This window comes from Alloalcanivorax balearicus MACL04 (assembly GCF_025532145.1).
Taxonomy (GTDB): Bacteria; Pseudomonadota; Gammaproteobacteria; order Pseudomonadales; family Alcanivoracaceae; genus Alloalcanivorax; species Alloalcanivorax balearicus.
The window spans coordinates 1-26,233 of the sequence record NZ_ARXS01000008.1 but is presented as its reverse complement, the minus strand read 5'-3'; the positions used below and the strand labels follow the sequence as shown (position 1 = coordinate 26,233).

Genomic DNA, 26,233 nt, shown 5'->3' with positions numbered 1-26,233 from the left:
CGGTAGCAAGCTTTCCGACAACAACAATGACCCTGCCGGCGCTCGCCGGTCGAGGAGAACGACAATGCAAATGTATCAACGCAAAGACGGCGAGCAGCAACCGTGCTGGCCGTTGGGGCCCTTCCGAATCCGCTTACCGTTCGTTCATTACCGCTGGGAAATGGCGGAAATGATTCAGGCGCTGATCATGTTCGTGGTCAGTCTGGCGATGATCCCGCTGCTGCAGAAACACCTGGGCTTGCCTTATGACGTGGCACTGGCCTATGTGGTGATTTGTGGCATCGGCTTCATGTTGCCGGCGCTGCTGGGCGTGCCGCTGGTGCCGGGTTGGATCACCCCGGCGATACCGGTGGTGGTGTTGTATCTCGGCCAGTTCGAACCGGGGCCCGAGGCGATCCAGGGCCTGTTCGCGCTGCAGTTTCTGGTGTTTCTGATTTTCCTGATTCTCGGCCTCACCCGCCTGGGCAGCGCGCTGGTGCGCATCATTCCCAACTCGATGAAAGCGGGGATCATCATCGGCGCGGGTATCGCCGCCATCACCGGGGAAATTAGCGAGGGCGGCCGGGTCGCCAATACGCCGGTCTCCCTGGTCATCGGCGGACTGATCTGTCTTTATTTCATGTTCTCGGCTTCGTTCCAGGAGTACGTGAAGCAGTTTCCGCTGGCGCGCAAGATCGTCAACTACGGCATGGTGCCGGGTATGCTGGTGGCCATCGGGGTAGGTATCGCGGTGGGTGAGTACAAGATGCCGGAGCTGCAATGGGGGATTACCCGCCCGGCCTTTGCTCAGCTCTGGCAGTATCTGCCGTTCGCTCATGGATTACCGGACGCCAAGGTGTTCCTGTACGCGGTGCCCACGGCGGTGATCGCTTACGTGATCGCTTTTGGCGATATCATCGTCGGGCAATCGCTGATGCAGCGGGCGGATGAATTACGCAGTGACGAAGTGATCGAAATTGATCTGGACCGTGTTCATCTGGTGACCGCCATCCGCAACGCGCTGCATGCTTTCTTCGCTCCCTATCCGGGGCTGGCCGGGCCGCTGTGGACGGCGGTGGGGGCCACCATGGCCGAGCGCTATAAATATGGCCGGGACGCCATGGATTCGATCTACAGCGGTGCCGGGACTTTCTGGATCGCCGGCTTCCTGGCGCTGTTCATGCTGCCGCTGGTCAGTTTTTTCCAGCCGGTACTACCGATCGCCTTGTCGCTGACGCTGATTCTGACCGGCTATATCTGCCTGATGGTAGGTTTCGAGCAGCTCAACAACAACCTGGAGCGGGGCATCGCCGGCACCATGGGCGTGGTGCTGGCGGTCTATGGCGCTGGTTGGGGGTTGGCGGCCGGGGTCATTCTCTACCTGGCGTTGGAGCGGCCGCGTTTGCTGGGCGGCTGGAAGCAGGCCGGCGCCGCCGAGTGAGCAGGCCGGGACGCGCCGCCCCGATCAAGCTATCATGCGAGGCCAATTTTCATCATTCCGCCGGGCCCGGCCCGGCGTGACCGGGAGAGAGATTATGCAAGACGTGGTCATCGTCGCCGCCACCCGCACCGCCGTCGGTGCTTTCCAGGGGTCCCTGGCCAATCTGCCCGCCACCGCCCTGGGGGAAGCGGTGGTGCGCAAACTGCTGGCGGATACCGGAGTGGCAGCGGATCAAATCAGCGAAGTGATTCTCGGCCAGGTGCTCACCGCCGGTGCCGGCCAGAACCCGGCGCGTCAGACCGCGATCAACGCTGGCCTGCCGCAGCAGGTGCCGGCGCTCACCATCAACAAGGTATGCGGCTCCGGCCTCAAGGCGGTGCACCTGGGCAGCCAGGCAATCCGCTGCGGGGAAGCTGATATCATCATCGCCGGCGGCCAGGAAAACATGAGCCTGGCGCCTTATGTGCTGCCCAAGGCCCGCACCGGTCTGCGTATGGGGCACGCCTCGCTGGTGGATTCGATGATCCAGGACGGCCTGTGGGATGCCTTCAACGACTACCACATGGGCATCACCGCCGAGAATCTGGCGGAGAAATACGGCGTTACCCGGGAGGAGCAGGACGCCTTCGCCGCCGCCAGCCAGGCCAAGGCGCTGGCCGCCATCGAAAGCGGCCGCTTCAAGGACGAGATCACGCCGGTAACGATTCCCCAGCGCAAGGGCGACCCGAAGATATTCGACACCGACGAGCAACCGCGCGCCGGCACCACCGCCGAGAGCCTGGCCGGCCTGCGTCCGGCGTTCAAGAAGGATGGCACGGTGACCGCCGGTAATGCCTCCACGCTGAATGATGGTGGTGCCGCGGTGATGTTGATGAGCGAAGCCCGCGCCAGGGAACTGGGGCTGCCGATCCTCGCGCGTCTGGCCGGGCAGGCCAGTGCCGGTGTGGATCCGGCGATCATGGGCATCGCGCCGGTGTCCGCCACCCGCCGCTGCCTGGAACGGGCCGGCTGGACCCTGGATCAGGTGGATCTGATCGAAGCCAACGAAGCGTTCGCCGCCCAGGCGCTGTCCGTGGGCAAGGAACTGGAGTGGGACGCGGAGAAGGTCAACGTGAACGGTGGCGCCATCGCTCTGGGCCACCCGATCGGTGCGTCCGGCTGCCGAATCCTGGTCACTCTGCTGCATGAAATGCAGCGCCGTGACGTCAAACGCGGTCTCGCCACGCTGTGCATCGGTGGCGGTCAGGGCGTAGCTCTGGCGGTGGAACGCTGATCGAACCGAGTGCGGTGGCGGCTAATCGGCTACCGCACTCGACGCAAGAAATAATCGTCATTTCTTCTTTTTACGCTAGCAAGCCCCTCGACTCCCTCCTCGCCCCGGTTCAATGTTTTTTATATCCACAAAGCAAACCGGGGACGAGGGCTCAATCATGGGGGATTGGCCTATACGTTCCCTTCTGACATAGACTCATCCTGGACTCCCAATACCTGTAACAGGAGATTCATGGATACCCCGGACCGGCAACTTCGCTGTTTCGTTCACATCGCGGAACTCAAGTCACTTTCCAAAGCCGCTGAAGAACTGAATCGAACGCAGTCATGGATCAGTAAGGAACTGGCGGCGCTGGAGACGGGCCTGGGAAAGTCCCTGTTCACTCGAACCGGCCGTGGAGTGGTGCTGACCGAAGCTGGCGAGAAGCTGTACGAAGTTCTCAAGCTGTCTTATCAACAAATCGATCAGGCCGTGGATGCCATTCGCCAAGAGCACGGCATCACGCGGGGCACCGTGCGCCTGGCAACGGTGCATACGCTGAGCTATTACTTCATGTCGGATGTGGTGGCGAGCTTTGTTAGCAAACATCCCAGCGTCAATTTGTCACTGCTGGGGCGGAGCTCACCCGAAGTCGTGGAGCTGGTGGAAAGCGGAAAAGCGGATTTGGGCTTCGTCTACGACTCCGCTGTGGCGTCCCGTTCCTTGAACTCCCAACCCTTATTCGATGATGACATGTGCCTGATCACCCATCAGGAATCTGCCCTCGGTGTTGATGGCAGTATCGATCTGAATGATGTGGATCTCAGGCTTGTTGGCTTCCCGTCACATTATGCACTTCGGCGTATGCTGCAAAGTGGGGGACTGAAACCGATATATGTGGCGGAGGCGGAGACTATTGACGCTATGTTGAAGCTGGTTTCGTCGGACGTCGGTGCTTGCATTCTTCCCGGGCGTATTCCGGATGCGCTGCTTGCTGATTACCAGCTTCGAAAAGTCCGGATAGTCAATCCTTTGCTACGCCGGAAGGTCGTAGCTATCAGTCCGGGAAAACGATCATCCTTGCCTTTGGCGGAGGACCTTCTGCAATGTGCGTTACGCATATGCAGGCAATTGACATAAATCATGGAATAGCTGGTATGACTCTCACTCCATGGCTCTGAAAATATAGCCCTCCGATACTGACTCCTGATTATCAATGTACAAAGGAGTCAGCATGAATTCCTCCCTTAGAGAAAAATCCTATTTCGATCAGCGAGCGACGCAGGAGATGGAGAAGCATCTTCATGGCGTTGAGCGCGATGTTCGGGAAACCATGGCCTATGCCTGCCGCATCCTGGCGATGACCGAGCAAGAAGCCGGTCTGGCAGGGCAGATAAGCGTTCGCTCGCGGCGTCCTGGTGCTTATTGGACACTCCGGTTCGGGCTTGGTTTCGATGAGGCGACTCCTGATGATTTTATTGAGGTCGATCGCGATCTACATACCTTAACGGGAGAGGGGATGGCTAATCCCGCCACCAGATTCCATCTTTGGGTCTATGACGCGCGGCCGGACGTCAACGCCATCATTCATACTCATTCACCCTGGGCGTCGGCCCTTGCCGCGGCGCGGCAGCCGTTGGTGATTTCGCAGATGGATATGACGCCTCTGCACGATGATTGTGCCTTCCTGGCGGACTGGCCTGGGGTGCCTATCGCTGATCAGGAAGGAGTGATCATTTCCGAAGCTATCCAGGACAAGAAGGCGATTATCCTGGCTCATCACGGCTACTTAACGGCCGGCGTATCCTGTGAAGAAGCGACCTACCTATCCGTTTATCTGGAGCGCGCTGCCCGAATGCAGATCCGGGCGCGTGTATTCGGACCGCTAACTCCTGTGGACGACGAGCTTGCCCGGGAAGCCCACGATTACCTTCTCAAACCGTCGATCGTTAACGCCACCTTCAACTACTGGGCTCGACAGACACACGGCATTCCTCCATTGCCGACGAAATGAGCCTGGCTCTCCTCTGAAAACAACAAAAACGCATAAAGGAAACTAAAATGACTACGCATACGCCCGCGGCGGCGCGCTCTCGCCGCCAATACATCACCGCCGGACTGGCCAGCATGATGGGGACGACCATCGAATGGTACGATTTCTTCCTCTATGGCACCGCCGCGGCTTTAATATTCAATAAGATATTCTTTCCTGAGTTTGACCCCCTCACCGGGACCCTGGCCGCGTTCGCCACCTACTCAGTGGGGTTCTTTGCCCGCCCTCTCGGTGGCTTGATATTCGGCCATTTTGGTGATCGGGTCGGACGCAAATCCATGTTGCTCATTACACTATTTCTGATGGGGATCCCAACTATTCTTATCGGTCTGATTCCCACCTATGAAGATATAGGTTATTGGGCCGCAATCCTGTTGGTTCTGATGCGCTTCCTGCAAGGCATTGCCGTGGGGGGCGAATGGGGCGGTGCTGTACTAATGGCGGTGGAATCGGCGCCTCAGGGCAAGAAAGGCTTCTTTGGCAGCTTACCTCAAGCCGGGGTCGCTCCCGGCCTGATCCTGTCGTCGTTCGCCATGGGGTTAGTTGCCACTTTGCCGGAAAGCGACATGTTGAGCTGGGGGTGGAGGTTGCCATTTCTGGCTAGCGTCGTACTGCTTTTGATTGGTTGGTTCATCAGGGTGAAGGTGGCCGAATCACCGGATTTTGAGAAGATGGAAGAGAGGGGGAACAAGGTCGACGTACCCGCATTGAGAGTTCTGCGGTGCCACCCAAAGGAAGTGCTCGTGGTGATAGGAGGGCGCTTGGCCGAAGTCACATGGTTCTACACAGTGGTTACCTTTGCGCTTACCTATGCTACCGGTACGCTTGGACTGGATCGTGGCATTATGTTGGATGCTACTATCTGGGGCGCCTTCGCGGCCCTGATATTCATACCGTTATTCGGGATGCTGGGGGATCGGATAGGCTACAAATGGATTTTCATGGGAGGCTCTATCGGGATAGCGCTGTTTTCACCGGTGTTTTTCTCTCTGCTGCAAACTCTGGATGTAACGTACATCACCCTGGCTGTAGTGATTGCAATTGGTGGTGTGTATTCATCACTGTATGGCCCCGAGGGTGGGTTGTTCTCCGCTCAATTTCCGCCGGAAGTGCGCTACAGCGGCATCTCCATTGCCGTTCAGGTGTCGGGGGCCATTGGCGGTGGGCTGGCACCCATCGTGGCCACCTCGTTGCTCGGCCTCGGTAATGGCGACCCTCGTTATATTGTTTGGTATCTGAGCATACTCGGAGCCATTGCCGTGGTCTGCTCATTCCTGATGCACGGCCCAAAGCGGTTCGCCATGCCGGATCGTATAACGGAAGGGGTGGGTGTATGAAAGTCGCGATAATTGATTACTACTTTTGGATGAACTCGGACTGGGCCTACCTTGGTGCGGATCGTCTGGAAGCTCTGGCGGAGCGATGGAATATTAGGGTGCGATACAGGCCGGTCGATCTGCCCGACGTCTATTCCAGAACAGGGGGGCAGCAGCTGAGTGATCGGTCACCTGAGCGGCAGGCTTATCGCGTACTGGAGTTAAAGCGATGGTGTCGTAAATTGGGAATATCGATTAATACGCAACCCGCTTTCATGTGCCCGAATGCGGATCTGGCTTCTTGCATCGTCATTGCCGCTGATCGTCAGGGACTCCCGGTAGGAGCATTGTATAAGTCGATTCTCCATGCCCAGTGGTGTCAAGACAGGGATATCTCTTCGGAGCGGACATTACTCGATATCTTGCGAGAGAGGGGGGTGGATGGTGATCGTCTGATCTCTCTCGCCAAACAAGACGATATCGTGGATCTTTATCGTCGCTATACTGATGAAGCAGTGGCCGCCGGTGTGTTCGGCTCTCCGTCTTATGTTTTTCAGGGTGAACTTTTTTGGGGGCAGGATCGACTGGAGATGCTGGAAGGCGCCATACAACGGACAACAAGGCTGGCTGACAGCTAAACAGACAGAAACAAAGACCCGCTTGGGCGTTGTCCTGCCGATGCTTCAAATGGAATACGATGGCGATATAGCCACCGTATTCCGCTGTCGAGGGGTTCGATGCTCGTTCAATCGGACCGCTTCAACGGGTCATGCCCTTATAGGCCTGATAACGCGATCCCTCTTCGTACTCTTTCACCCGCTCTTGAGCCAGGGCCTTGAAGCCGTCCGGCTCCCAGGTGTATTCCTTGCGGCCGTCGTCGCGGGGGATGCTCAGCGTTACCGGCTTGCCGGCGATCAGCGACGCGCTGATATCGTGAGCGGCGTCCACGCCCTTGAACGAATAATGGGTGTGGCCCTCCAGGCAATTTTCCGAGGAGGGGAATTCCTGGCCGTTCACCTGCATCAGACGGGACGGATCCGGGGCGCTCAGGGTCATGGTCTTGCCGTCGCTCTGACCACAGCTTGCCGCCGGCGCATCGAATACGCCGAGGAACTGTTCGGTGCTGCCGATGATGGTTTCGAAGGTGAACACCATTTGCATCTCGCCGTCGGTGGACAACGCCGCCACGGACAGGCGGTTGTCTTCCTCGGCCTGGGCCACGGTTTTCCAGGTGGTGCCTTCGGCCTTGCCCAGGGGATACAGATCCCCGGCCAGGGCGGAGGGGCTGAACAGGGGGAGGGCGATCAGGGGGACGAGTACGCGTTTTTGCACGGGGGCTCTCCTTTGCGCGTCAAAAACGCGCAAGTTTAGGCAGCGCGTGCGGCGTCTTCAAAGGCACCCTCTGGAACGGTGACCTGAGTCTCAAATGAGTGGCATCGTATCCGGTGTCAGCTTACCCGCCGTTGTTGGCCTGCCCAGAACGGTTTGCGCAGCTCGTATTTGAGGATCTTGCCGGCGCCGGACATGGGCAGGGCATCGCGGAACTCGATGCTCTTGGGGCATTTGTAGCCGGCGATCAGGTCACGGCAGTGAGCGTCGATGCGCTGCTCGTCCAGTTGCTGACCGGGGGCCGTTACCACCACCGCATGCACGCGCTCACCCCAGCGTTCATCGGGTACACCGATCACCGCGCATTGGGCGACCTCCGGCATTTTCAGTAAGGCGTTTTCCACTTCCGCGGAATAGACGTTCTCGCCGCCGGTGACGATCATGTCCTTGATCCGGTCGACTACGTAGATAAAGCCGTCCTCGTCCATGTAGCCGCCATCGCCGGTGTGCATCCAGCCGTTGCGCAGGGCCTCGGCGGTCTGTTCCGGCTTGTTCCAGTAGCCTTCCATGACCATGGGGCCGCGCGCGATGATTTCGCCCACCTGGCCCGGCGGCACGTCGTTATCGTTTTCGTCGACGATGCGGACTTCCGCGTTGGGCAGCGGATAGCCGGCGGACTTCAGTTTGCCGGCGCGGCGTCCCTCGGCGGTGTGGTGCCAGCCGCTGAGGATCGAAATCACCGGCGACAGCTCGGTCATGCCGTAGCTTTGCGAGAACTCCGCGCCGGGCAGGACTTCCATGGCCCGCAGCAGCAGCGCCTCGTCCATGGGGGAGGCGCCGTAGCGAAGGTATTTCAGCGCTGAAAGATCGTGCCGGGAGAAGTCCGGGTGATCCAGCAGCATGCGCAGCATGGTCGGCACCAGAAAGGTTTCTTCCACGCCTTCCCGCTCGATGGTGTCCAGCACCACCGCCGGATCGAATCCCGGCAGAATCACATGGGTGCCCTGGCGCACCGCGATCTGCACCACCGAGGCCATGCCGGCCACATGAAACAACGGCGAGGAGTACAGCGCCACCGGATGACGGCTGCGTTGCACCGCCGCCATCTGACCCAGGGTGCCGGAGTACAAATTGCGATGGCTGAGCATCACCCCTTTGGGCGCACCGGTGGTGCCGCCGGTATATAGAATGGCGGCCAACTGTTGGTGACTGGCGATCTGGTCGTCCAGTTCGGGCGCGTCGGCGATCCAGCTTTCGTAGCCGGTGAGATCCGCCGGTGCGTCGTCGTCCAGATAGATCACTTCTTCCAGAGCCTCGGACAACTCTCCCAATCGCGGCACCATGTGAATAAAGTTACGGTCCACCAGCAGCACCCGGGTGCCGCAGTCATCCAGAGAGTAGGCGATCTCCCTCGGGCTCCAGCGGATGTTCACCGGGTTGATCACCGCGCCGCGCCACCAGCAGCCGTAAATGCTTTCCAGGTAACGGTCCGAGCCCAGGGCGAGAATACCGACGCGGTCGCCGGGTGCCACGCCGAGTCCCTGCAGGGCTCCGGCCATCCGGGCCACCCGCGGGACCCACTCGGCGTAGCTGTGACGCCGGCCGTCGCAAACGGTGGCGGTGCGCTCAGGGCATTGTTGCAAGGCCTTGTGCAGGGATTGCGTGAGGTACATGAGAGATTTTCTCCAGGAACCGTTACATGAGGTTGGGCAGGAAGGTGACCAGATCCGGGAACAGGATCAGGATGGCGACGGTGATGACATCGAGGACGATGAACCAGGTCACTCCGTGGAAGATCTGGCCGAGGCTGACGGAGCGGCCCACCACACCTTTGATGATGAAGCAGTTGATCCCCACCGGCGGTGTGATCATGCCGATTTCCAGATACTTGATCATGATGATGCCGAACCAGATCAGGTCGTATTCCAGCCCCTTGATGATCGGGATCACCACCGGCAGCGTCAGCAGCATGATCTCGATGGAACCCATGAAGGTGCCCAGGAACACATAGAGCACGGTCAGCGACAGCAGGATCACCACCGGTGGCACATCCAGGTTGCCGGCCCAGGAGGTCAACTCCGAGGCGATGCCGGTGAGGGCGGTGAAAGAGGTTACCATGTAGGCGCCGATCACCGCGGCGAACAACATGGACGTGGTCTTCAGGGTTTCGTTCAGGGCGCTGCGGGTTTTTTCTCCGTCCAGGCGGCGAGTGACGATACACATCAGGAACGCCACCGCGGCGCCCACCGCGCCGGCTTCCGAAGGTGTGAAAATACCGCTGTAGAGACCGATCACGATCAGCGCGATCAGCGCCAGCATGTTCCAGCTTTTCTTCAGCGCCGCCATCTTCTCGGCCATATCGACCTTCGGCACTGGCGGCGCCAGTGCCGGATTCATTTTGCTGCGAAGCATGACGAAACCGACATAAATACCGAGGGACAGAATGCCGGGAATGATGCCGGCGATGAACAGCTTGGCGATGGACTGATCGGTGAATACCGCGTACAGGATCATCAGAATGCTGGGCGGAATCAGCGAGCCAAGGGTGCCGGAAGCGGCCACCACGCCGGTGGCGAGGCGCTTGTCGTAGCCGTGCTTGAGCATTTCCGGAATCGCCATGCGGCCCATGGCGGCGGCGGTGGCGAGGCTCGATCCGCTGATCGCGGCGAACAGCGCGCAGCCCACCGAGGAGGCCACGGCCAGGCCGCCGGGGACCCGCGCCAGCCACAGCCGGGCGGTCTGATAGATATCACGGGTGAAACCGGCTTCGGTGGCCAGATAGCCCATCAACAGAAACATGGGAATGGTGGTGAAGGTGTATTCCGCGGTGGAGGAATAGGGCAGATCCGACAGGAACTGATTGGCGGTGCTCAAACCGCGCGCCAGATCGAACTCGCCGGTGCGTACCGCCATGACCAGTACCAGGCCGACATAACCGGTACTGACCAGAACCACGGCAATGGGAATACGCAGCAATAACAGGGCCACCATTACCACGGTGACCACAATGCCGATCGTAACCGGATCCATTGGATCTCCTGTTGTTATCGTTCTTGAAGGGGCGATGCGCCCGAAATATTCAGAGGGCCTGTGCTATCCCGATAATCAACAGTCAGGCGTCCTCGGATTCGCGCAAAGTGCGTTCCACCTCGGACTCCGGCGGCTCGCGGGTCCAGGGCATCAGCAGTTGAATCAACATGCGCACGCACCACCAGATCAGGCCCAATGGAATCAAGGCGCGCACCGGCCACTCCGGTAACCCCAGCGTGCTGGCATAGGCGATTTCTCCCCACTCATAGGATTCCCAGGCCTTGCCGGCGCTGAGCCAGGCCATCCAGGCGAACATGACGATGCCGATGATCAGCCCGAGTGAGACCAGGGTTTCCTGTAGCCAATGGGGCAGATGATCGGTGAGCACGGTGACTTCGATATGGGCTCGAATGGACTGGACGTAGCTTAGTGGCACGAACACGATCGCCACCATCAGCATTTCCGAAAGCAACAGATCATCGGGGACCGGGCTGCGGAAAAAACTCCGCCCCACCACCGACACAAAAGTGATGCCGACCATGGCGGCGAGCAGGGCCTGGGATAGCCATACCAGGACCTGATCCACCCGGTCCATCACACGAACGGGCCACGGCATTCGAGACATGGATCAGTTCCCGGCGACTTTTTCGGATTGCCAGGGGTAGCCGTTATCCGCCACTTCTTTCTGCACCACGCGCAACTCGTTCTGGAAGCTCTCGAAGACTTCCAGGGCACGGGGGTCACGCTTCGCCAGTTTTTCCGCGTAGGCGCGTTCGACCGGTTCCAGGGCGGCTTGCCAGGCTTTTTGCTGTTCCTGGGTGAGGATATGGAATTCGGTGGGGAATTCCTTATTGGTACGCATCATCTCACGCGCATCCTCGGCTTCCTGGAGACCGGCGCGGGCCATGCGGATGCGGTACTCATCGTTCAACTCGGCAAACACCTGCTGTTGTTCCGGCGTCAGGCTGTTCCAGGTATCCAGATTCATGTTGACCACCACCATGGACTGGCCGATACCGGTTTCCACCGCGTACTTCGCCACTTCGTGGTGTTTGTAGGGAGGCATCAGATAGGTGTAGGTCTGGGCGCCGTTGATGGTGCCGCGATCCATGGCGGAATAGATATCGGCGAATGCCACCTGCACCGGTGTCACGTTCCAATTGGCCTGCTTGGCCGCCTGTACCGCTCTCGGTGTCATGCGGACCTTGTCGCCGTCGAAGTCATCCGGCGTCAGATAGGGACGGCTGGTGCTGGCGTTGACGCGGGGGCCGCTGGAGTAAGCGATCAGATGCACCATGTTGTTTTTCTTCAGTTCCTCGGCCATGGCTGGGGTTTTTTCCAGCACACGGTGCCAGGCTTCATTGGCGATGTAATTGTCACCGGAGCCGATTTCGGTCTGCGACAGCGTCCACAGCGGGAAGCGGGATTCCACGTATTCCGGGTTCATCGGCGAAATATCAGCGAGTCCGGAGCCGAGCGCCTGAGCGGAGTCATGGTATTTGACCAGGCTTTGCAGCCAGTGGACTTCGATTTCGATTTCGCCGTTGGTGCGTTCCTTGACCTCATTGGTCCACCAGCGCAGCACCTCGTTGCTGGGGCGGTCGGTGGGAGGCGCGGGGGTGGCGTAATGGAGCGTACGGGTGTCCGCGCCGGCCAGAGCACTGGTGAGGGAGAAAGTGATGGCCGCGCCCGCGACCATCAGATGTTTTTTCAGCGACATTGGTAGGGCCTCCGCTATTACTATTCTTATTTAATGGGTCGATCCATTACATTCGAGGCAGGGGCGGCCAGCGGGCCACCCTATTCGAATTTCAGTCTGTCGGTCCCCCGGTTGGGCAACAATGACCTATCGCGACAAAAGATTTGGCGTAAAGCGCCAGCGGGTTCAGCGTTCCGCCACCTTATCCCGTTCCCAGGGGTAGCCGCTTTCCTTTACTTCCGCCGCCACTTCCCCGAGACGCTCCTGAAAACGCTCGAACACCGATATCGCCTGGGGGGCGCGCTTGCCGGTTTTTTCCGCGTAGGCGCGTTCTACCGGCAGATAACCGGTTTCCCATTGGGCCTGTTGTCGGGCATCGAGAATGTGGTATTCGGTGGGGAATTCGCGGTTGCTCCGAATCATCTCCCGCGCCTGTTTCAACTCTTCCAGGCCGGCTTCCGCCATCCGCACTTCCAGTTCCCGGTTCACTTCCTCGAACACCTTTTGTTGCTCCGGGGTCAGGCTGTTCCAGGTGTCCAGGTTCATTGCTTCCAGGATCATGGCTTGGCCGTTACCGGTTTCGACGATGTGCTTGGCGACTTCGTGGTGTTTGAACAGCGGCACCAGATAGGCGGCGGACTGAGCGCCGTTGATGGTGCCGCGATCCATGGCGGAGTAAATGTCGGTGAAGGTCAGATTGATCGGTGTCACCTCCCAGTCCGCCTGCTGCGCCGCCTGCACGCTGCGCGGCGTGAGCCGCACACGGTCACCGTCGAAGTCTTCCGGTGTCAGATAGGGCCGGGTATTGCTGATCAGCACCCGTGGTCCGGTGGAGTACACCGCCATGAACGCCATGTTGTTGCGCTGCAGTTCTTCCTGGAGAGCGGGCGTGTTCGCCATCATCCGCCGCCACGCCTCGGCGGCGATATAGTGATCCCCCGGACCCACCTCGGTTTGTGACAGCGCCCAGAGCGGAAAACGGGCGGCGGTGTAATCCGGTGTCATCCCGGCGATATCCGCCAGGCCGGAGCTGACCGCCTGGGCGGTATCCGCGTATTTCACCAGACTCTGCATCCAGTGGATTTCGATTTCGATCTCGCCGTTGGTACGAGCCTTGATCTGTTCGGCCCACCAATGCCGGGCCCGATTGTTGGGGCGATCGGTGGGCGCCACGGCGGTGGCGTAATGCAGGGTCCTCGGCTCGGCCTGGACCGACGGGGAAAGACACCACAGCGACAATGTGGAAAGAACGCACAAAACACGAACAAAAGGCGTCATGGCATGGCCTCCGGTATTGTTATTGTTCCGATCATCCCGGCGGTGTTCCGGCGACGAACAGAGCGTGTGGAGCGGCGGACGGCGAGGTTCCCCACTGCAGGCCTGATTCCAGTCTGAAGGGGCGGGGCGCCGCCACAATGGCCGGCTCCGACAAAGCCATTGGCGAAAACGATCAAGGCCGGTACGGTATGATTTTGGCCAACCAGGAGCGTAGGCCGTGGATACCTCCAGGGAACCTGGGATTTATACCCCTTTGAATCAATTGAAACCGGTGGCCGACTCGGTCTGGGTGGTGGATGGCCCGATGATCCGCTTCGGGCCGCCGGGTATGAAGATGCCGTTTCCCACACGCATGACGCTGGTGCGTTCGGCCGACGGCGGATTGTTCGTGCATTCCCCCACCGCCTTGACCGAGCCGCTACGGCGGCAGGTATTGGCGTTGGGCGAGCCGCGCTGGTTGATCGGTCCCAATCGCATTCACTACTGGTGGCTGCCGCGGTGGCAGGCCGCTTTCCCCGCGGCTCGCACGTTCGTGGCGCCGGGGGTGCGGGAGAGGGCCGGGGAGCGCATCGACTTTCCCGTGGAAATACTGGATCGCGGCGGGCCCTGGCCCTGGGATGATCTGCTGCGGACCTTGCCGGTGACCAGCCGCTACATGACCGAGGTGGTGTTCTTCCATCCACACAGCCGTACTTTGATTCTCACCGACCTGGTGGAGAATTTCGAAGCCTCCCGCCTGGCGCCGGCCCACCGCTGGCTGGCCCGTCTGGGCGGTGTACTGGACCCGGACGGCCAAATGCCCCGGGATATGCGCCTCACCTTTCTCGGGCGTCGATCCGCGTTGCGTGAGGCGGTGCGAACGTTGCTTGGCTGGGAGCCGGAACGGGTGATTCTGGCGCACGGTCGCTGGTACCGGGAAAAAGGCGAGGAAGAATTGCGCCGGGCATTTCGCTGGCTGTTGTAAGAGAGCATGGGGTTGTGATTTATATTGATTTTGTTATGTTATAACAAATTGGCGCAACGCCATGGAAAACCGGTTCTTCAGGGCAAGCTCCGGCGGTTTTTCGTATCATGGCACTTTTCCCGGACCCGACTGTTTTCCTATGACCGATACTCTGACACTTTGCCGCCCCGATGATTGGCATCTGCATTTTCGTGACGGAGCCATCCTGGCCGAAACCGTGCCGGTGACCGCGCGGGTGTTCCGCCGCGCCATCGTCATGCCCAACCTGACCCCACCGGTCACCACCGTGGCCCAGGCCGAGGCCTATCGTCAGCGCATCGTGCCCCACATTCCCGCCGGCGTGGAGTTCGAACCGCTGATGGTGCTTTACCTCACCGACCAGACGCCGGTGGAAGAGGTGGAAAGGGCGGCCGCCAGCGGTTTTGTGCATGCTTTCAAACTGTACCCCGCCGGCGCCACCACCAACTCGGATAGTGGCGTTACCGATCCGTCGCGGATCGCCCATCTCTATGAGGCAATGGAGAAGCACGATGTGCCGTTGCTGGTGCACGGTGAGGTGACCGAGGCGGAGATCGATGTGTTCGATCGCGAAAAGGTCTTCATCGACCGTTATCTCACCGACATTCGCCGCCGCTTCCCGGCCCTGCGTATCGTCTTCGAACACGTCACCACCGGCGAAGCGGTGGATTTCGTCAAGGAATCCGGCGACGCCACCGCCGCCACCGTGACGCCGCAGCATCTGATGATGAACCGCAACGATCTGCTAGTGGGAGGCGTGCGTCCGCACAACTATTGTCTGCCGGTGCTCAAGCGCCGGACCCATCAGGAACGTATTCAACAAGCGGTGCTGGAAGGGCATCCGCGCTTCTTTCTCGGTACCGATTCCGCGCCGCACGCCCGTGACAAGAAAGAAGCCGCCTGCGGTTGCGCCGGCTGTTATTCGGCGCGGGCGGCCTTGCCGTTGTACGCCACTTTCCTGGAGCGCCACGGCGCGCTGGACAAGCTGGAAGGTTTCGCCAGCCATTTCGGCGCGGATTTTTATCGTCTGCCGCGCAATCCGGACACCGTCACGTTGCGGAGGGATCCCTGGGCGGTGCCGCAACAAGTGCGGGCCGCGGGAGAGGAGCTGGTGCCGTTCCTGGCCGGTGAAACGCTGCCCTGGTCGGTGGCGCCGTGACCCTTTTGCCGGTGGTGGTGCTGACCGGATTTCTTGGCAGCGGCAAAACCACGGTGCTGAATCACTGGCTGTCCAGACGCGATGATCTGGCGGTGATCATCAATGAACTGGGGCAGGTGGGCATCGACCAGGCGCTGGTGGGTGAGACATCTGTGCCGGTGAGTCTGCTGGCCGGTGGCTGCGTCTGCTGCACGGTGCAGGGGTCGTTGCGCACTACCTTGCGCAACCTGTTCATGGCCCGGGCCGCCGGCGACGTGCCGCGCTTTTCCACGGTACTGGTGGAAACCACCGGCGCCGCCGATCCCTTCGGCGTCACCTCGGTGTTGGAACAGGACCCGTGGCTGCGGCGCCATTTCCAGCTGCGATCGGTGATCACCACGGTGGACGCGCGATCCGGCATGGCGGGGTTGAGCCGGCATCCCGAGGTGATTGAGCAGGTGCGTGCCGCCGATGTGCTTTTGTTAACCAAGGCGGATCAGGTGGAAGCGGAACAACGCGGGCCGCTGGAAGTCGCCCTGGCGGAGTTGAACCCCGCCGCCGAACGGCGGTGGAGCGAGCAGGGGCGGGTAGAACCGGCGTTGCTGGATCGCGGCTTCCCACGCCGTTGCCGGGTCACCGGGCAATTGAGCGCGGTGGCCGACCCCGCCGTCCCGCCGCTGGCTGCGGCATCGCTGGCAAGCCGGCACCGGTTCCACGCCGCAGATCTGCGCTGGCGCGGCGCGGTGGACTATTTCGCGCTGCAGTCCTTGTGGGCGGACCTGCTGGAGCAGTGTGGACCGCGTTTGGTGCGGCTCAAGGCGCTGGTGGCTGTCGATAAACTGGACGGACCTTTGCTGGTCCAAGGTGTGGGTGGCCAGCCGCTGGAGATGTCGCCGCTGCCATCGTGGCCCGGTGATGATGACGACAGCCGGCTGGTGCTGATTACCGATGGCGACGACCCGGCCTTTCCCGGCCAGTGTCTGGCGACGTTCCGCACGGCTCTGGACCGCATACGGCACTGATATTCCGCATTTGAAGAGGAGCACCACCATGCGACGGTTGGCGATAGCGATGGCGTTGAGCACTTCGGCGGGGTTGGCCCAGGCGGCGGGCCCCCATGTGCACGGACAAGGCAATCTGGACCTGGCCATGGCCGGCGGCACGCTGCTGGTGGAACTGTCGCTGCCGGCGGCGGACGTGGTGGGTTTTGAACATGCTCCCCGGGACGACGATCAGAAGGCGCTGGTGAAAGACGCCCTGGCCCGGCTGGGCAAGGGCTCCAATGTCCTGGAACCAGCGCCCGCCGCCGCCTGCAAGGTAACTCGCGAGAGCGTGCACAGTGGTCTCTCCGATTCCGAAGCCGAAGAGCATGATCATGGAGAAGAAAGCCATGATCATGACGCCGACCACGACCACGGTGGCCATGCCGACTTCGAAGCGCGCTATCGCTGGCACTGCGATCACCCGGACAAACTGGCGTGGATCGATGTGCCGTTGCTGGAATTCCTTAACGGCGTCACGCTCAAGGTGCAACTGGTCACCGACCAGGGCGCCCGCGCCGACAGCCTGAAGGCGCCCCACACCCGGTTGTCCATGGACGTGCAATGAAGGGAGTGCAATTGAGGGAAGTGCAATGAGCACCGAAGTGTTGCGCTGCCAGGACCTGTGTTTCGGCTGGCGTGATAGCCCGGTACTGATGCTGGAATCACTTTGCGTGGCCGCCGGGGAGAGAGTGTTTCTGGGTGGCCCCAGCGGTTCCGGCAAATCCTCGTTACTGGCCCTGATCGCCGGTTTGGTGCTGCCGCAAGAGGGCTGCATAACCGTGGCCGGACAGGATCTGGCGAGCCTGTCCGCCGCCGGTCGCGATCGCTGGCGCGCGCGTCACCTGGGCATCATCTTCCAGCAGTTCAATCTGGTGCCGTACCTGAGCGGCCTGGACAACGTGCTGTTGGCCGCCGCGCTCTCCGGCATCGGCCGCGCGTCCGGCAAGGAACGCGCCCTGGCCCTGGCGGAGCGCCTGGAACTGTCTGAAGTGCTGCTGGCCCGGAAAGCCATAGAGCTGTCGGTGGGTCAGCAGCAACGGGTGGCGGCGGTGCGAGCGATGATCGCCGAGCCGGCGCTGCTGATCGCCGACGAGCCCACCTCGGCGCTGGATGACCGCCGCCGTGACCACTTCATGACTTTGTTGCTGCGTGAGAGCGAGCGGCAGAACAGCGCGGTGTTGTTCGTCAGTCACGATCAACGGCTGGCGGCGCATTTCGACCGGCATCTTGATTTGCCCACCCTCAACGGAGCGGCGCCATGCTCTGGCGATTGACCCTGCGCAGCCTCTGGCACCGCCGCGCCACCCTGGTTCTGGTGGTACTGGCCATCGCTTTGAGCACCGCTTTGCTGGCGGGGGTGGAGCGGGTCCGCCAGGAAACCCGTGATCGTTTCACCAGCACCGTTTCCGGAGTGGATCTGATCGTCGGCAAACCCAGCGGCGCTCTGAATCTGTTGCTCTATAGCGTGTTCCGCCTGGGCGAGCCGGTGGCGAACCTGGACTGGGAAAGCGTCGAGGCGATCACCGAGCGGCCGGAAGTGGCCTGGGTGGTGCCCATTTCCCTCGGTGACAATCTGCGTGGTTTTCCGGTGGTGGGGACCACCACCGATTACTTCCGTTACTACCGTTATGGCCGGGGCGAGACGCTGCGTTTCAGCGCTGGAGAGCCGTTCGATGATGTGTTCGACGCGGTGCTGGGCGCCGGGGTGGCGGCGCGGTTGGGACTGAAGGTGGGCGACGAGGTGGTGTTGGGACACGGCACTGGCACGGTATCGGTGCGGCGTCATGACACCATGCCGTTCAAGGTCCGCGGTGTGCTCGCCGCCACCGGTACGCCGGTGGACCAGTCGGTGCATATCTCCCTGGCGGCGATGAGCGCGATCCACCTGGATTGGGTGGCGGGCACACCGCTGCCGGGCCGCCACACCAGCCCGGATCAGGCCCGCTCCCGCGATCTGCAGCCGGATTCGGTGACGTCGTTGCTGGTGGGGCTGAATTCCCGGGTCGCGGTGTTCCAGATGCAACGCTGGATCAATACGCGGGCGCCGGAGCCGCTGCAGGCGGTGATTCCCGGCGTCGCCCTGGGCCAGATGTGGCGCATGCTGGGAATGGTGGAACAGGCGCTAAGGGTGATTTCGGTGGCGGTGCTCGGCGTCGCCCTGCTGGTGATGCTCAGCGCCTTGCTCACTGCCCTCAACGAGCGGCGACGGGAAATGGCGATTCTCCGGGCCCTGGGCGCGCGGCCCTGGCAGATCGGACTATTGATGGTGGGGGAGAGCGCTTTGCTGTCCCTGGTCGGCGTGGTGGCGGGGGTGCTGCTGTTGCAAGGCGTGGCCGCGTTGGCGATGCCGATACTGAGCGAGCGCCTGGGCATGGCGCTGAGTCTGTGGCGGCCGGCGCCACTGGAGGCGCTGTGGTTGCTGGTGGTGCTGGTTAGCGGCACCCTGGTGGGATTGATTCCGGCCTGGCGGGCCTACCGTCACACCCTCAGTGACGGGCTCACGCCACGCTATTAGAGAGGTCGAGAGAGTATGAGATTCGCTTTGGTGGTGGTGTTGGCGATGCTGACGCTGACGGCGCGGGCGGCGCCGGTGACACTGGAATGGGACCATCTGATACCGGAAGACTGGAACCCGGAAAAGGAAGTCAACGAACTGGCCGAGCGTATCAACCGCACCGAGGACGAGGACCCCGAGGCGATGTCGATCATGGACGACATCCAGGCGCTGTGGAACAGCGCGCCGTTGCAACAAAGCCTGGACGACAAGGACATTCGGCTGACTGGCTTTGGCGTGCCGCTGGAGGGCGACGCCGACCATGTGCGCGAATTTCTGCTGGTGCCGTATTTCGGCGCCTGCATCCATGCGCCGCCGCCGCCGCGCAATCAGATCATCCTGGTCCGCGCCAGCGGCAAGGGCGTGCCGCTGGATGCCATCATGGGCGCCTTGCAGGTTACCGGCACACTCAAGGTGACGCCGGAAGAAACCGAGTACGGCCAGGCCGGCTACAGCATGAAAGCCAGCGATGTGAAGATTATCTCCGAGCCGTTGTATTAGGCGCCAGTGCCACACGTCGATTCGCTGCCCAGGCAGCTTCCCACAAGGGGTTCTACGGAGCCGCTGTGGGAAGCTGCCTGGGCAGCGAATAACGGTTGCGTCAAACGCTCCCTCTCCGCAAAACAATGTCTAACGTGTAGGAGCGGCCAGACGGTCGCGATATGCTGTCGGCTGATCTGAAATGATGGAGTCAGCCATGCCGCAACACATGGACAACGCCGAGCAGGCGGTGGACCGGGTTCTTGAGCTCACCGGCGGCGAGGTGCGCCTGGGACTGCCGCTGGGTCTGGGTAAACCCAATCGCTTCGTGAATGCCTTGTACCAGCGGGTGAAGGCCGATCCGTCCCTGTCCCTGGAAATTTATACTGCTCTGTCCCTGGGGCGGCCCGGTGCCGGCAGTGATTTGGAGCGGCGTTTTCTCGAACCGTTCGCCGACCGCGTGTTTGCTGATTACGAGGAACTGGATTATCTGCACGCGGTGCGCAAGGACGCCTTGCCGGAGAACATCCGTGTGTTCGAGTTCTTTTTCCAGCCCGGCAGCCTGCTGAACAGCACGGATGCCCAACGGCATTACATCAGCGTCAACTACACCCACGCCGCCCGTGACATCAATGCCCGGGGCGTCAATGTGGTGGCGCAACTGCTGGCCACGCGAGAACGTGATGGGCGGCGCCAATACAGCTTTTCCTGCAACCCGGAGGTGACTCTGGAATTGCTGCCCATGCTCAAGGCGCGCCGCGACGCCGGCGAAACCATCGTCGCGGTGGGGCAGGTGCACCATGATTTGCCGTTCATGGAGAACGATGCGTCCCTGGGTCGCTGGTTGCCGGAGATGGACATTCTGTTGGATGACGAGCAGGCGCAGACCCGTTTGTTTTCCACCCCGAACATGCCGGTCAGCCACCAGGACCATTTCATCGGTTTGCATGCCAGCACCCTGGTTCGTGACGGTGGCACTTTGCAGATCGGTATCGGCGCCCTCGGCGATGCCCTGGTGCATCACACCCTGCGCCGTCAACATCACAACGATGAATACCGTGCCCTGCTGGGGCAGTTGCCGATGTCCGACAGCCAGTGGCAACTGATCGAACGTGAGGGCGGGGTGGGGCCGTTTCAGCAGGGGCTTTACGGCTGCAGCGAAATGATGACCCATGGGCTGCTGACCCTGATTGATGACGGCATCATCCGCCGTGCGGTGTATGACTGGCCGGCGCTGCAACGGCGGGTGCTGGCGGATGCGGCGCTGACGCCGACTCTGGCGTTGCTGGATGATTTGCGTGAAAGCGGTGATCTGCCGGCGCGCCTCGGCGCCGACGATCTGAGCCGGTTGCGCCACTACGGCATTGTCCAGGAAGCACTGACGCTGCGGGACGGCGGCGATAACCTGTCGCTGCCCAACGGCGTGGTGGTCCCCAATGATCTTGAAGAACGTGCCACTCGCGAGGCGCTCAAGGCGGTACTGGGACGCGGGCTGCTTGGCGGCACCGTCATGCACGGCGGTTTCTTCCTGGGGCCGCGGGCGTTCTACCAGCGTTTGCGCGAACTGGACGACGACACCCGCGCGGCCATCAACATGACGCGGGTGAACTACATCAACGACCTGTTCGGCGAGGAGGCCATCTGCCGTTTGCAGCGGCGCGATGCCCGTTTCATCAACAGCGCTTTTTCCATCACCCTGCTGGGCGCGGCGGTGGCGGACCAATTGGACGATGGCCGCGTACTCAGCGGTGTCGGCGGTCAATACAACTTCGTTGCCCAGGCCCACGAACTGGCCGGTGCCCGTTCCATTCTGATGGTACGGGCCTGGCGTGAACGTGGCGGTGAGGCGCAATCCAATGTGGTGTTCTCCTACCCGCACAACACCATTCCGCGGCATCTGCGCGATATTGTGGTGACCGAATACGGGGTCGCCGATTTGCGCGGGCGCAGTGACGAGGAAGTGGTGATGGCGACGCTCAATATCACCGACAGCCGCTTTCAGGCGCAGCTGCTGGAACAGGCCCAGGAAGCGGGCAAGTTGCGGCGGGATTACCAAATTCCGGAACCGCACCGCCACAATACCCCGGAAGCACTGGAGCGCCTGGCGGCCCGGGCCGGTGCCGGGGCTCTGCCGTCGTTTCCGCTGGGCAGTGATTTCACCAGTACCGAACAGCGGGTTCTGGAAGCGCTGACCTGGCTCAAGGCCAAGGTCAGCCAGAAGGAATACCTCAAACTGGGCCGCAAGGCGCTGTTCCAGGATCACCACGCGGAACGCTACGGCGAGGAACTGGCGCGGATGGGACTGGCCGACCCGGACAGTCTGCGCGAGCGACTCTATCAGCGTCTTCTGCTGACAGCGCTGGAGGCGGCGAAGCCTCGCTAGAGTTGACAGTTGCTAGTGGACGGTTGACAGCGAGAAAAGACAATAACCAGATCTTTAGCCGCTGTGGGAGCTTGCCTGCAAGCGAATATCGCTAAACGCCTGGGCGTGCCCCATTCGCTTGCAGGCAAAGCTCCCACAGAAAACTGCCTCAGCGGCTGTCGCCGCCGTTGTTGTCTTCGCTGTCCTTCTCCTTGCCCGTCCGGCCCCGTCCGCGGACAGCCCCCGCCAGAACGGAATGCGGCGGGTCACCGCCACCATTTCATCCACGGTATCGCCGATGCCGGAGAGCCGGTCCACGGTGTCGCGCAGTCCCACCAGTTGGTCGACGTGCTCGGAGATCTTGAACACCACCATGTAGAACTCGAGCAGGGCACGCAGTGCCGAGGCCATGAACAGGAACCCCAGCGGCGCGCCGATGAACAGGAAGAACAGGCCGCGCCAGGTGGAGGTCATGAACGCTTCCACGGTGAGATACAGCAGCCCCAGAGCAATGGCGGTGAGCGCCACGCCGTACACGCCGGGAATCACCTGGATGATCATGTAACGGTCGAAGCGAAAGCTCACCAGTTCCTTCCAGTACTGCACCATCCAGAACAGGCCCCGGCGCAGCTTTTCATTGAACGGATCCTGAGCCGGCGGAGTGGTAGCACCGGCTTCGGGTGTGCTGTCTTCGTTATGCGGATCTACCATTTGGCGTATTGCTCCTCGACAAAGCCGGGCTGGCCGGATAGGGACAGGGTGGTGCCATCGGGCAGCCTGAGCTCGCCGTGGAACACCCCGAAAAGTTGATGGAAGTTGCTGGCGAACAGTCCCAGATTGAGGCGCTCGCGGTGTTCGCCGCGCGGCTCGAAAGACAGCTGCAGACGGCCGCAGCGGCTGCGCATCCGCCACGGAGCCATGAGGTCGTCCCGCTGATACTCGAAGCTGACGCCATCGAGCTTGATCAGACGACCGTCCAGCCACAGGCAGTTTTCATTGACGCTGGTTTCGTTGACGCCGCAGGACACGTTCAGGCCCACCCGGTGACCGTCGATGCAGGCGGAAAAACAGGCCCAGTTCCAGAAGGTTTCCCGCCGCATGTAACCGGCGGAAAAATCGTGGTGGCCACCGACATTAGCCAGATCCGCCAGTGACCATTCGCGACCGCGCCAGCGCAGTCTGCCGCGCAGACCGACACCGGCCACTTTGTTGGCGTAGACCCAGCCGTTGACACCGGTGCGGGTGCACAGGGACATGGGCTGGTAGCCTTCCGGCTCTTCCAGCACCACATCCAGTTCCAGCCCGGCGCCGCGCACGGTCAGGGATTTCTCCCGGGTGCTGCCGTCGGCGAGGTAACCCAGGACGATGTCGGTGCCGCCACGGCGGAAGCGGCTTTCGCCGTTCACCGGCGAGTCCGACATACACAGACCGCGCCCCAGTGGAGCCCGCCAGGTGTGTTCTTCCAGGGTGCCGGTGGCGGGTTCGTAAATATAGAGAAAAGCCACGCCCAGATAAGCGGTGTCCGCCAGGGCACAGCCGATCAGCAGATCGTCGCTGATCACGCCGAGATACTGGAACTGCTTGTAATGGAAATGACGGGCCCGGCGCGAGGCGGGCGACCCCATCGGCGTTCGGTAATCGCAGGCACGGCCGTTGATGGTGGTGACGGAATCGGGGAACAGGCCGAGCCGGACCTGTCCCCGCGGCCCGACCAGCGGTTCAGGCAGGGGATCGAAGTTCATTAAAAGGCCAAGAGTCCGGCACCAGAAAGCCCGGTGCGTTGTTGTCGGTGCGAATCATCACCACGGATTGTTTGCGCTGAACATAGTCTTGCAGCTCGGCGGGGGCAACTGGCGAGGTAAAATTGTCCGACAACAGTTCGGGAATGGCCCAAAAGGCCCGGGGTATCGGGCGGGCCGGGGAGTTCCAGTGCCCGGCCCGGCACCAGAAGCCACTTTGATGCCCATGAGCGGCCTGTGCCGGTGACGGACAGGGTGGCGCCGGGTAGAACAAGCGCCCGCGAGTCAGCGCCTGCCGATGGTCGATGGGGGCGATCGGAGGTTCCGCCGCGCTCACGTCCAGGCTGCGGGGTAGCTGGTGCTGAAACAGGTGTTCGGCTTTGCTTTGCAGGGTGTCGCGTGGATTGGGGCCCGGCCATTGGCCGTCGTGGCCGAGAAAGAATTTCAGCGCCAGCTCCCAGTGCAGGCACCGACCGCTGCCATGGTCGAACAGCACCATGTCCAGCTCTCCCAGAGTGCGTCCCTGTCGGCGCAGAGGGACGTTGCGCGCCAGCAGTTCAAGGCGCTGACTATGGGCGAGCAGGGCAGCCACCAGGGCTTCGAACCAATGGCCGAGACGACCTTGCACGGGAGGGGCGCCCGCCGCCGCGGCCCGATGCGGCCAGTCAGGGTCCTCGGTCAGGCATTGCTCCAGCAGAACACCGGCATCCTGGTCGGCGCCCGCTGGTGTGGCGAAGAGAGGCGGGGCTTCGATCAGCCATTGAAACAGGCGGATCGCCGGTGGCCCCTCGAACGGGATGGAGGGATCAGTGTTGATGGTTCAGTGTGTCCTCCAGGACTTCCCGAACTTCTTCGGCCCAGGCCAGCCAGGCCTCCTGGTCGAGAATGCCCCGGCGCAGGGTCAGATGTTGAAAGCGGCTGTTGCCTTCACTTTGTCGCTCCAGCTTTCTGGCTTCGGCTTCGAAGTTGGCGAGTCGCTCCTTGCGTTGCTGGACCAGCTGATCCAGCTCGCCAAGCAGGGTTTCCGGGTCGGCCAGGGCGCCCCCGGCGACTTTCACCATGAAGGCGTCCCGGACCCGGGCCGGCGCGGCCGGGCGGCGCAACCATCGCACCAGTTCCTGTCGCCCCTCATCGGTAATGCGGTATAGCTTCTTGTCTGGCTTTCCGTCCTGGGGCACATGGCGGTAATGCACCATGTTCTGTTCGTTCAATTTCCCCAGTTCCAGATAGATCTGCTGGTGGGTGGCGTTCCACACCAGGCCGATGCTGTTGGCGAACTCCCGCGCGAGGTCGTAGCCGCTGGCTTCTTCGTCTTGTAACAGGACAAGAATGGCATGGCGCAATGACACGGCTGGCTCCTCGTTTTCGTTTATCGGTCTCTCTACTGCGATAGTAGAGAGCGAAATTGTGCCTGCGCAATCCGTTGTATAAGCAGTTTTGTAAAAACTTAGTGAGGTTATATCCCAGCCTGATACCTAGGTAATACTTTGTTATGAAAGCGTTTTATTGATGAGTACAACGGATACATTCAGTGACGCCATGTGCACAAAAAGGAGGAATAAACAAGGAAGCGGGGCACAAAATCAGAACGTCATCTGCATGCCACAATAATAGTGCACGGAATGGAGCAACTGCTGGCGCTCCAATTTGGGGATGACCTTGCCGATAACGCCAAAGCTGGCGCGGCGAGTGGTATCGATACCAACGGCGGCTACTTTACGCAAAATGGGGCCAAAATGAAGCAGGGCCACCGGTTTTTCGAAGTACCAGTCCAGAGCGACCTCGGTCATTTCACGCAAATAGGCGACCAAAGCGTCGCGGGCCTCGGCCTCCCTGCCTTCATTCGCCAGCCGCCGTGCCTGGCGGCCTTTTTCCGCCAACGCCTCGTCGATGGGGAAAGCGACGTACCAGGTGCCGCCGTCCTCCGATTGGAAACGGATGTCATCCATATAGCGGGCGGCGGCCTGATTTTGCTCCAGATCCATCTTTCTGGCACTGCGGCCCACCACCAGGCCGGTAGCTTTGGCTATGGTGTCGCAGGCCATGCGGATCAGGCGGGTCTGCCCGCTGCCAAGACCGGCCATCGCCGCCGGTTTGAGGAAAAAAGTCCCCAACGCCTCCTCGACGAAGGTCTTCATGATTGTTTCCACGGTTTCAGGCTCCGCTTTCCGCGCGCCCTCGTTCATGCGGCGAATAAAGCCGTCGGTGGTCCGGTGGAGGGTTTCGCTGGAGGGAAAGGCCACGTAGGTCTTTGTTGTCATCGTTTGCTTCCGGTCTTCAATGAACAAGGACAGAATTAGCATGTTAGCGGTTCCCGACCGGGGTGGGCACGGCTGCGGCGTCGTCACACCGGGGCCGGATCGGCAAACGGCGGGCGGATCGGCTCTTTCTTTTGCCCGGCGAATGCCGGATGATGCGCCTCCCAAGAGCCTGTTCATGATCTTTACGCCACCGCGTTGCTGCTGGAAAAGCCGCCAGGCGGCGTCGCGGACTGCAGGCTTTGGTGGGGCCAAAGTCAAAGGCCGGGGCGTCGTCTGGCGGCTTTTCCAGCGCAACCC

At 61.3% G+C, this 26,233-nt stretch carries 26 protein-coding genes; 15 read left to right on the top strand and 11 right to left on the bottom strand.

What is annotated here, in order from left to right; genetic code table 11:
• The first annotated feature begins 64 nt into the window (after positions 1-64).
• The 6 genes from MA04_RS08760 to MA04_RS08735 all read left to right on the top strand — a co-directional run bounded on the left by MA04_RS08760 (position 65) and on the right by MA04_RS08735 (position 6,679).
• Entirely contained in the window at positions 65-1,420 is a 1,356-nt protein-coding gene (locus MA04_RS08760; RefSeq protein ID WP_022997124.1) for a solute carrier family 23 protein, read from the top strand.
• 94 nt (positions 1,421-1,514) lie between these two features.
• Positions 1,515-2,693 (top strand): acetyl-CoA C-acetyltransferase, encoded by a 1,179-nt coding sequence (locus tag MA04_RS08755; RefSeq protein ID WP_014995372.1) that lies wholly within the window; start codon positions 1,515-1,517, stop codon positions 2,691-2,693.
• 231 nt (positions 2,694-2,924) lie between these two features.
• The gene (locus tag MA04_RS08750; protein WP_063139921.1) at positions 2,925-3,812 is read left to right on the top strand and encodes a LysR family transcriptional regulator; all 888 of its coding nucleotides are present in this window, start codon (positions 2,925-2,927) and stop codon (positions 3,810-3,812) included.
• 94 nt (positions 3,813-3,906) lie between these two features.
• Positions 3,907-4,686, top strand: a complete 780-nt coding sequence (locus MA04_RS08745; RefSeq protein WP_063139922.1) for an aldolase — start codon at positions 3,907-3,909, stop codon at positions 4,684-4,686.
• A gap of 47 nt (positions 4,687-4,733) precedes the next feature.
• Positions 4,734-6,062, top strand: coding sequence for an MFS transporter (locus MA04_RS08740; protein ID WP_097058192.1), 1,329 nt, complete (start codon positions 4,734-4,736; stop codon positions 6,060-6,062).
• Positions 6,059-6,679 carry a 2-hydroxychromene-2-carboxylate isomerase gene (locus tag MA04_RS08735; protein ID WP_097058191.1) on the top strand — a complete coding sequence of 207 codons (621 nt, stop codon included), beginning with the start codon at positions 6,059-6,061 and terminating at the stop codon, positions 6,677-6,679. Before MA04_RS08740 ends, MA04_RS08735 begins: the two co-directional genes overlap by 4 nt.
• A gap of 121 nt (positions 6,680-6,800) precedes the next feature.
• Here MA04_RS08735 and MA04_RS08730 read toward each other — a convergent pair whose 3' ends face one another.
• The 6 genes from MA04_RS08730 to dctP all read right to left on the bottom strand — a co-directional run bounded on the left by MA04_RS08730 (position 6,801) and on the right by dctP (position 13,377).
• On the bottom strand, positions 6,801-7,373 hold the full coding sequence (locus tag MA04_RS08730) for a hypothetical protein (protein ID WP_080531230.1): 573 nt from the start codon (positions 7,371-7,373) through the stop codon (positions 6,801-6,803).
• A gap of 116 nt (positions 7,374-7,489) precedes the next feature.
• The gene (locus MA04_RS08725) at positions 7,490-9,043 is read right to left on the bottom strand and encodes an acyl-CoA synthetase (protein WP_262460136.1); all 1,554 of its coding nucleotides are present in this window, start codon (positions 9,041-9,043) and stop codon (positions 7,490-7,492) included.
• 22 nt (positions 9,044-9,065) lie between these two features.
• Positions 9,066-10,400 carry a TRAP transporter large permease gene (locus MA04_RS08720; RefSeq protein WP_063139856.1) on the bottom strand — a complete coding sequence of 445 codons (1,335 nt, stop codon included), beginning with the start codon at positions 10,398-10,400 and terminating at the stop codon, positions 9,066-9,068.
• 82 nt (positions 10,401-10,482) lie between these two features.
• Entirely contained in the window at positions 10,483-11,025 is a 543-nt protein-coding gene (locus MA04_RS08715) for a TRAP transporter small permease (RefSeq protein WP_253825086.1), read from the bottom strand.
• A gap of 3 nt (positions 11,026-11,028) precedes the next feature.
• Positions 11,029-12,120 (bottom strand): TRAP transporter substrate-binding protein, encoded by a 1,092-nt coding sequence (locus MA04_RS08710; RefSeq protein ID WP_262460135.1) that lies wholly within the window; start codon positions 12,118-12,120, stop codon positions 11,029-11,031.
• A 165-nt stretch (positions 12,121-12,285) separates the two neighbouring features.
• The gene (gene dctP / locus MA04_RS08705; RefSeq protein ID WP_262460134.1) at positions 12,286-13,377 is read right to left on the bottom strand and encodes a TRAP transporter substrate-binding protein DctP; all 1,092 of its coding nucleotides are present in this window, start codon (positions 13,375-13,377) and stop codon (positions 12,286-12,288) included.
• Positions 13,378-13,594: 217 nt separating this feature from the next.
• Between dctP and MA04_RS08700 the strand changes: the two genes are divergently transcribed.
• From MA04_RS08700 to MA04_RS08665, 8 genes are all read left to right on the top strand, one after another.
• A complete protein-coding gene (locus MA04_RS08700; RefSeq protein ID WP_262460133.1) occupies positions 13,595-14,341 on the top strand; it encodes a DUF4336 domain-containing protein in 747 nt (248 codons plus the stop codon).
• A 139-nt stretch (positions 14,342-14,480) separates the two neighbouring features.
• Complete coding sequence (gene pyrC, locus MA04_RS08695; RefSeq protein WP_014995359.1) at positions 14,481-15,518, top strand: dihydroorotase; 1,038 nt, start codon at positions 14,481-14,483, stop codon at positions 15,516-15,518.
• Positions 15,515-16,519 (top strand): CobW family GTP-binding protein, encoded by a 1,005-nt coding sequence (locus MA04_RS08690; protein WP_163126062.1) that lies wholly within the window; start codon positions 15,515-15,517, stop codon positions 16,517-16,519. Before pyrC ends, MA04_RS08690 begins: the two co-directional genes overlap by 4 nt.
• 28 nt (positions 16,520-16,547) lie before the next feature.
• Positions 16,548-17,105: a DUF2796 domain-containing protein gene (locus MA04_RS08685; RefSeq protein ID WP_262460132.1), complete on the top strand. Its 558-nt coding sequence runs from the start codon at positions 16,548-16,550 to the stop codon at positions 17,103-17,105.
• Between the two features lie 25 nt (positions 17,106-17,130).
• Positions 17,131-17,814, top strand: a complete 684-nt coding sequence (locus MA04_RS08680) for an ABC transporter ATP-binding protein (protein WP_262460131.1) — start codon at positions 17,131-17,133, stop codon at positions 17,812-17,814.
• A complete protein-coding gene (locus tag MA04_RS08675) occupies positions 17,799-19,055 on the top strand; it encodes an ABC transporter permease (protein WP_163126056.1) in 1,257 nt (418 codons plus the stop codon). The genes MA04_RS08680 and MA04_RS08675 overlap by 16 nt, the downstream gene beginning before the upstream one ends.
• Before the next feature lie 15 nt (positions 19,056-19,070).
• Entirely contained in the window at positions 19,071-19,595 is a 525-nt protein-coding gene (locus tag MA04_RS08670; protein ID WP_262460130.1) for a DUF3299 domain-containing protein, read from the top strand.
• Positions 19,596-19,791: 196 nt separating this feature from the next.
• On the top strand, positions 19,792-21,957 hold the full coding sequence (locus MA04_RS08665; RefSeq protein ID WP_262460129.1) for an acetyl-CoA hydrolase/transferase C-terminal domain-containing protein: 2,166 nt from the start codon (positions 19,792-19,794) through the stop codon (positions 21,955-21,957).
• A 54-nt stretch (positions 21,958-22,011) separates the two neighbouring features.
• On the opposite strand, the gene MA04_RS08660 is transcribed toward MA04_RS08665, so the two are convergent.
• The 5 genes from MA04_RS08660 to MA04_RS08640 form a co-directional block, all read right to left on the bottom strand.
• Complete coding sequence (locus MA04_RS08660; protein WP_262460128.1) at positions 22,012-22,647, bottom strand: DUF4282 domain-containing protein; 636 nt, start codon at positions 22,645-22,647, stop codon at positions 22,012-22,014.
• Positions 22,641-23,678, bottom strand: coding sequence for a DUF2804 domain-containing protein (locus MA04_RS08655; RefSeq protein WP_163126048.1), 1,038 nt, complete (start codon positions 23,676-23,678; stop codon positions 22,641-22,643). Before MA04_RS08655 ends, MA04_RS08660 begins: the two co-directional genes overlap by 7 nt.
• Complete coding sequence (locus MA04_RS08650) at positions 23,656-24,429, bottom strand: DUF1853 family protein (RefSeq protein WP_229682958.1); 774 nt, start codon at positions 24,427-24,429, stop codon at positions 23,656-23,658. Before MA04_RS08650 ends, MA04_RS08655 begins: the two co-directional genes overlap by 23 nt.
• A 52-nt stretch (positions 24,430-24,481) precedes the next feature.
• The gene (locus MA04_RS08645; RefSeq protein ID WP_014995349.1) at positions 24,482-25,024 is read right to left on the bottom strand and encodes a PadR family transcriptional regulator; all 543 of its coding nucleotides are present in this window, start codon (positions 25,022-25,024) and stop codon (positions 24,482-24,484) included.
• 234 nt (positions 25,025-25,258) lie between these two features.
• Entirely contained in the window at positions 25,259-25,936 is a 678-nt protein-coding gene (locus tag MA04_RS08640) for a hypothetical protein (RefSeq protein WP_163126046.1), read from the bottom strand.
• 40 nt (positions 25,937-25,976) lie between these two features.
• On the opposite strand from MA04_RS08640, the gene MA04_RS08635 reads away from it, so the two are divergent.
• Positions 25,977-26,233, top strand: a 257-nt coding sequence (locus tag MA04_RS08635) for a hypothetical protein (RefSeq protein ID WP_262460127.1), incomplete at its 3' end; no start/stop codon positions are given.

Bases quoted from the DNA above. Each gene is read 5' to 3' on its own strand.
- MA04_RS08760 (WP_022997124.1), top strand. From the start codon at position 65: ATGCAAATGTATCAACGCAAAGACGGCGAGCAGCAACCGTGCTGGCCG.
- MA04_RS08755 (WP_014995372.1), top strand. From the start codon at position 1,515: ATGCAAGACGTGGTCATCGTCGCCGCCACCCGCACCGCCGTCGGTGCT.
- MA04_RS08750 (WP_063139921.1), top strand. From the start codon at position 2,925: ATGGATACCCCGGACCGGCAACTTCGCTGTTTCGTTCACATCGCGGAA.
- MA04_RS08745 (WP_063139922.1), top strand. From the start codon at position 3,907: ATGAATTCCTCCCTTAGAGAAAAATCCTATTTCGATCAGCGAGCGACG.
- MA04_RS08740 (WP_097058192.1), top strand. From the start codon at position 4,734: ATGACTACGCATACGCCCGCGGCGGCGCGCTCTCGCCGCCAATACATC.
- MA04_RS08735 (WP_097058191.1), top strand. From the start codon at position 6,059: ATGAAAGTCGCGATAATTGATTACTACTTTTGGATGAACTCGGACTGG.
- MA04_RS08725 (WP_262460136.1), bottom strand. From the start codon at position 9,043: ATGTACCTCACGCAATCCCTGCACAAGGCCTTGCAACAATGCCCTGAG.
- MA04_RS08720 (WP_063139856.1), bottom strand. From the start codon at position 10,400: ATGGATCCGGTTACGATCGGCATTGTGGTCACCGTGGTAATGGTGGCC.
- MA04_RS08715 (WP_253825086.1), bottom strand. From the start codon at position 11,025: ATGTCTCGAATGCCGTGGCCCGTTCGTGTGATGGACCGGGTGGATCAG.
- MA04_RS08710 (WP_262460135.1), bottom strand. From the start codon at position 12,120: ATGTCGCTGAAAAAACATCTGATGGTCGCGGGCGCGGCCATCACTTTC.
- dctP (WP_262460134.1), bottom strand. From the start codon at position 13,377: ATGACGCCTTTTGTTCGTGTTTTGTGCGTTCTTTCCACATTGTCGCTG.
- pyrC (WP_014995359.1), top strand. From the start codon at position 14,481: ATGACCGATACTCTGACACTTTGCCGCCCCGATGATTGGCATCTGCAT.
- MA04_RS08685 (WP_262460132.1), top strand. From the start codon at position 16,548: ATGCGACGGTTGGCGATAGCGATGGCGTTGAGCACTTCGGCGGGGTTG.
- MA04_RS08680 (WP_262460131.1), top strand. From the start codon at position 17,131: ATGAGCACCGAAGTGTTGCGCTGCCAGGACCTGTGTTTCGGCTGGCGT.
- MA04_RS08675 (WP_163126056.1), top strand. From the start codon at position 17,799: ATGCTCTGGCGATTGACCCTGCGCAGCCTCTGGCACCGCCGCGCCACC.
- MA04_RS08670 (WP_262460130.1), top strand. From the start codon at position 19,071: ATGAGATTCGCTTTGGTGGTGGTGTTGGCGATGCTGACGCTGACGGCG.
- MA04_RS08665 (WP_262460129.1), top strand. From the start codon at position 19,792: ATGCCGCAACACATGGACAACGCCGAGCAGGCGGTGGACCGGGTTCTT.
- MA04_RS08660 (WP_262460128.1), bottom strand. From the start codon at position 22,647: ATGGTAGATCCGCATAACGAAGACAGCACACCCGAAGCCGGTGCTACC.
- MA04_RS08655 (WP_163126048.1), bottom strand. From the start codon at position 23,678: ATGAACTTCGATCCCCTGCCTGAACCGCTGGTCGGGCCGCGGGGACAG.
- MA04_RS08640 (WP_163126046.1), bottom strand. From the start codon at position 25,936: ATGACAACAAAGACCTACGTGGCCTTTCCCTCCAGCGAAACCCTCCAC.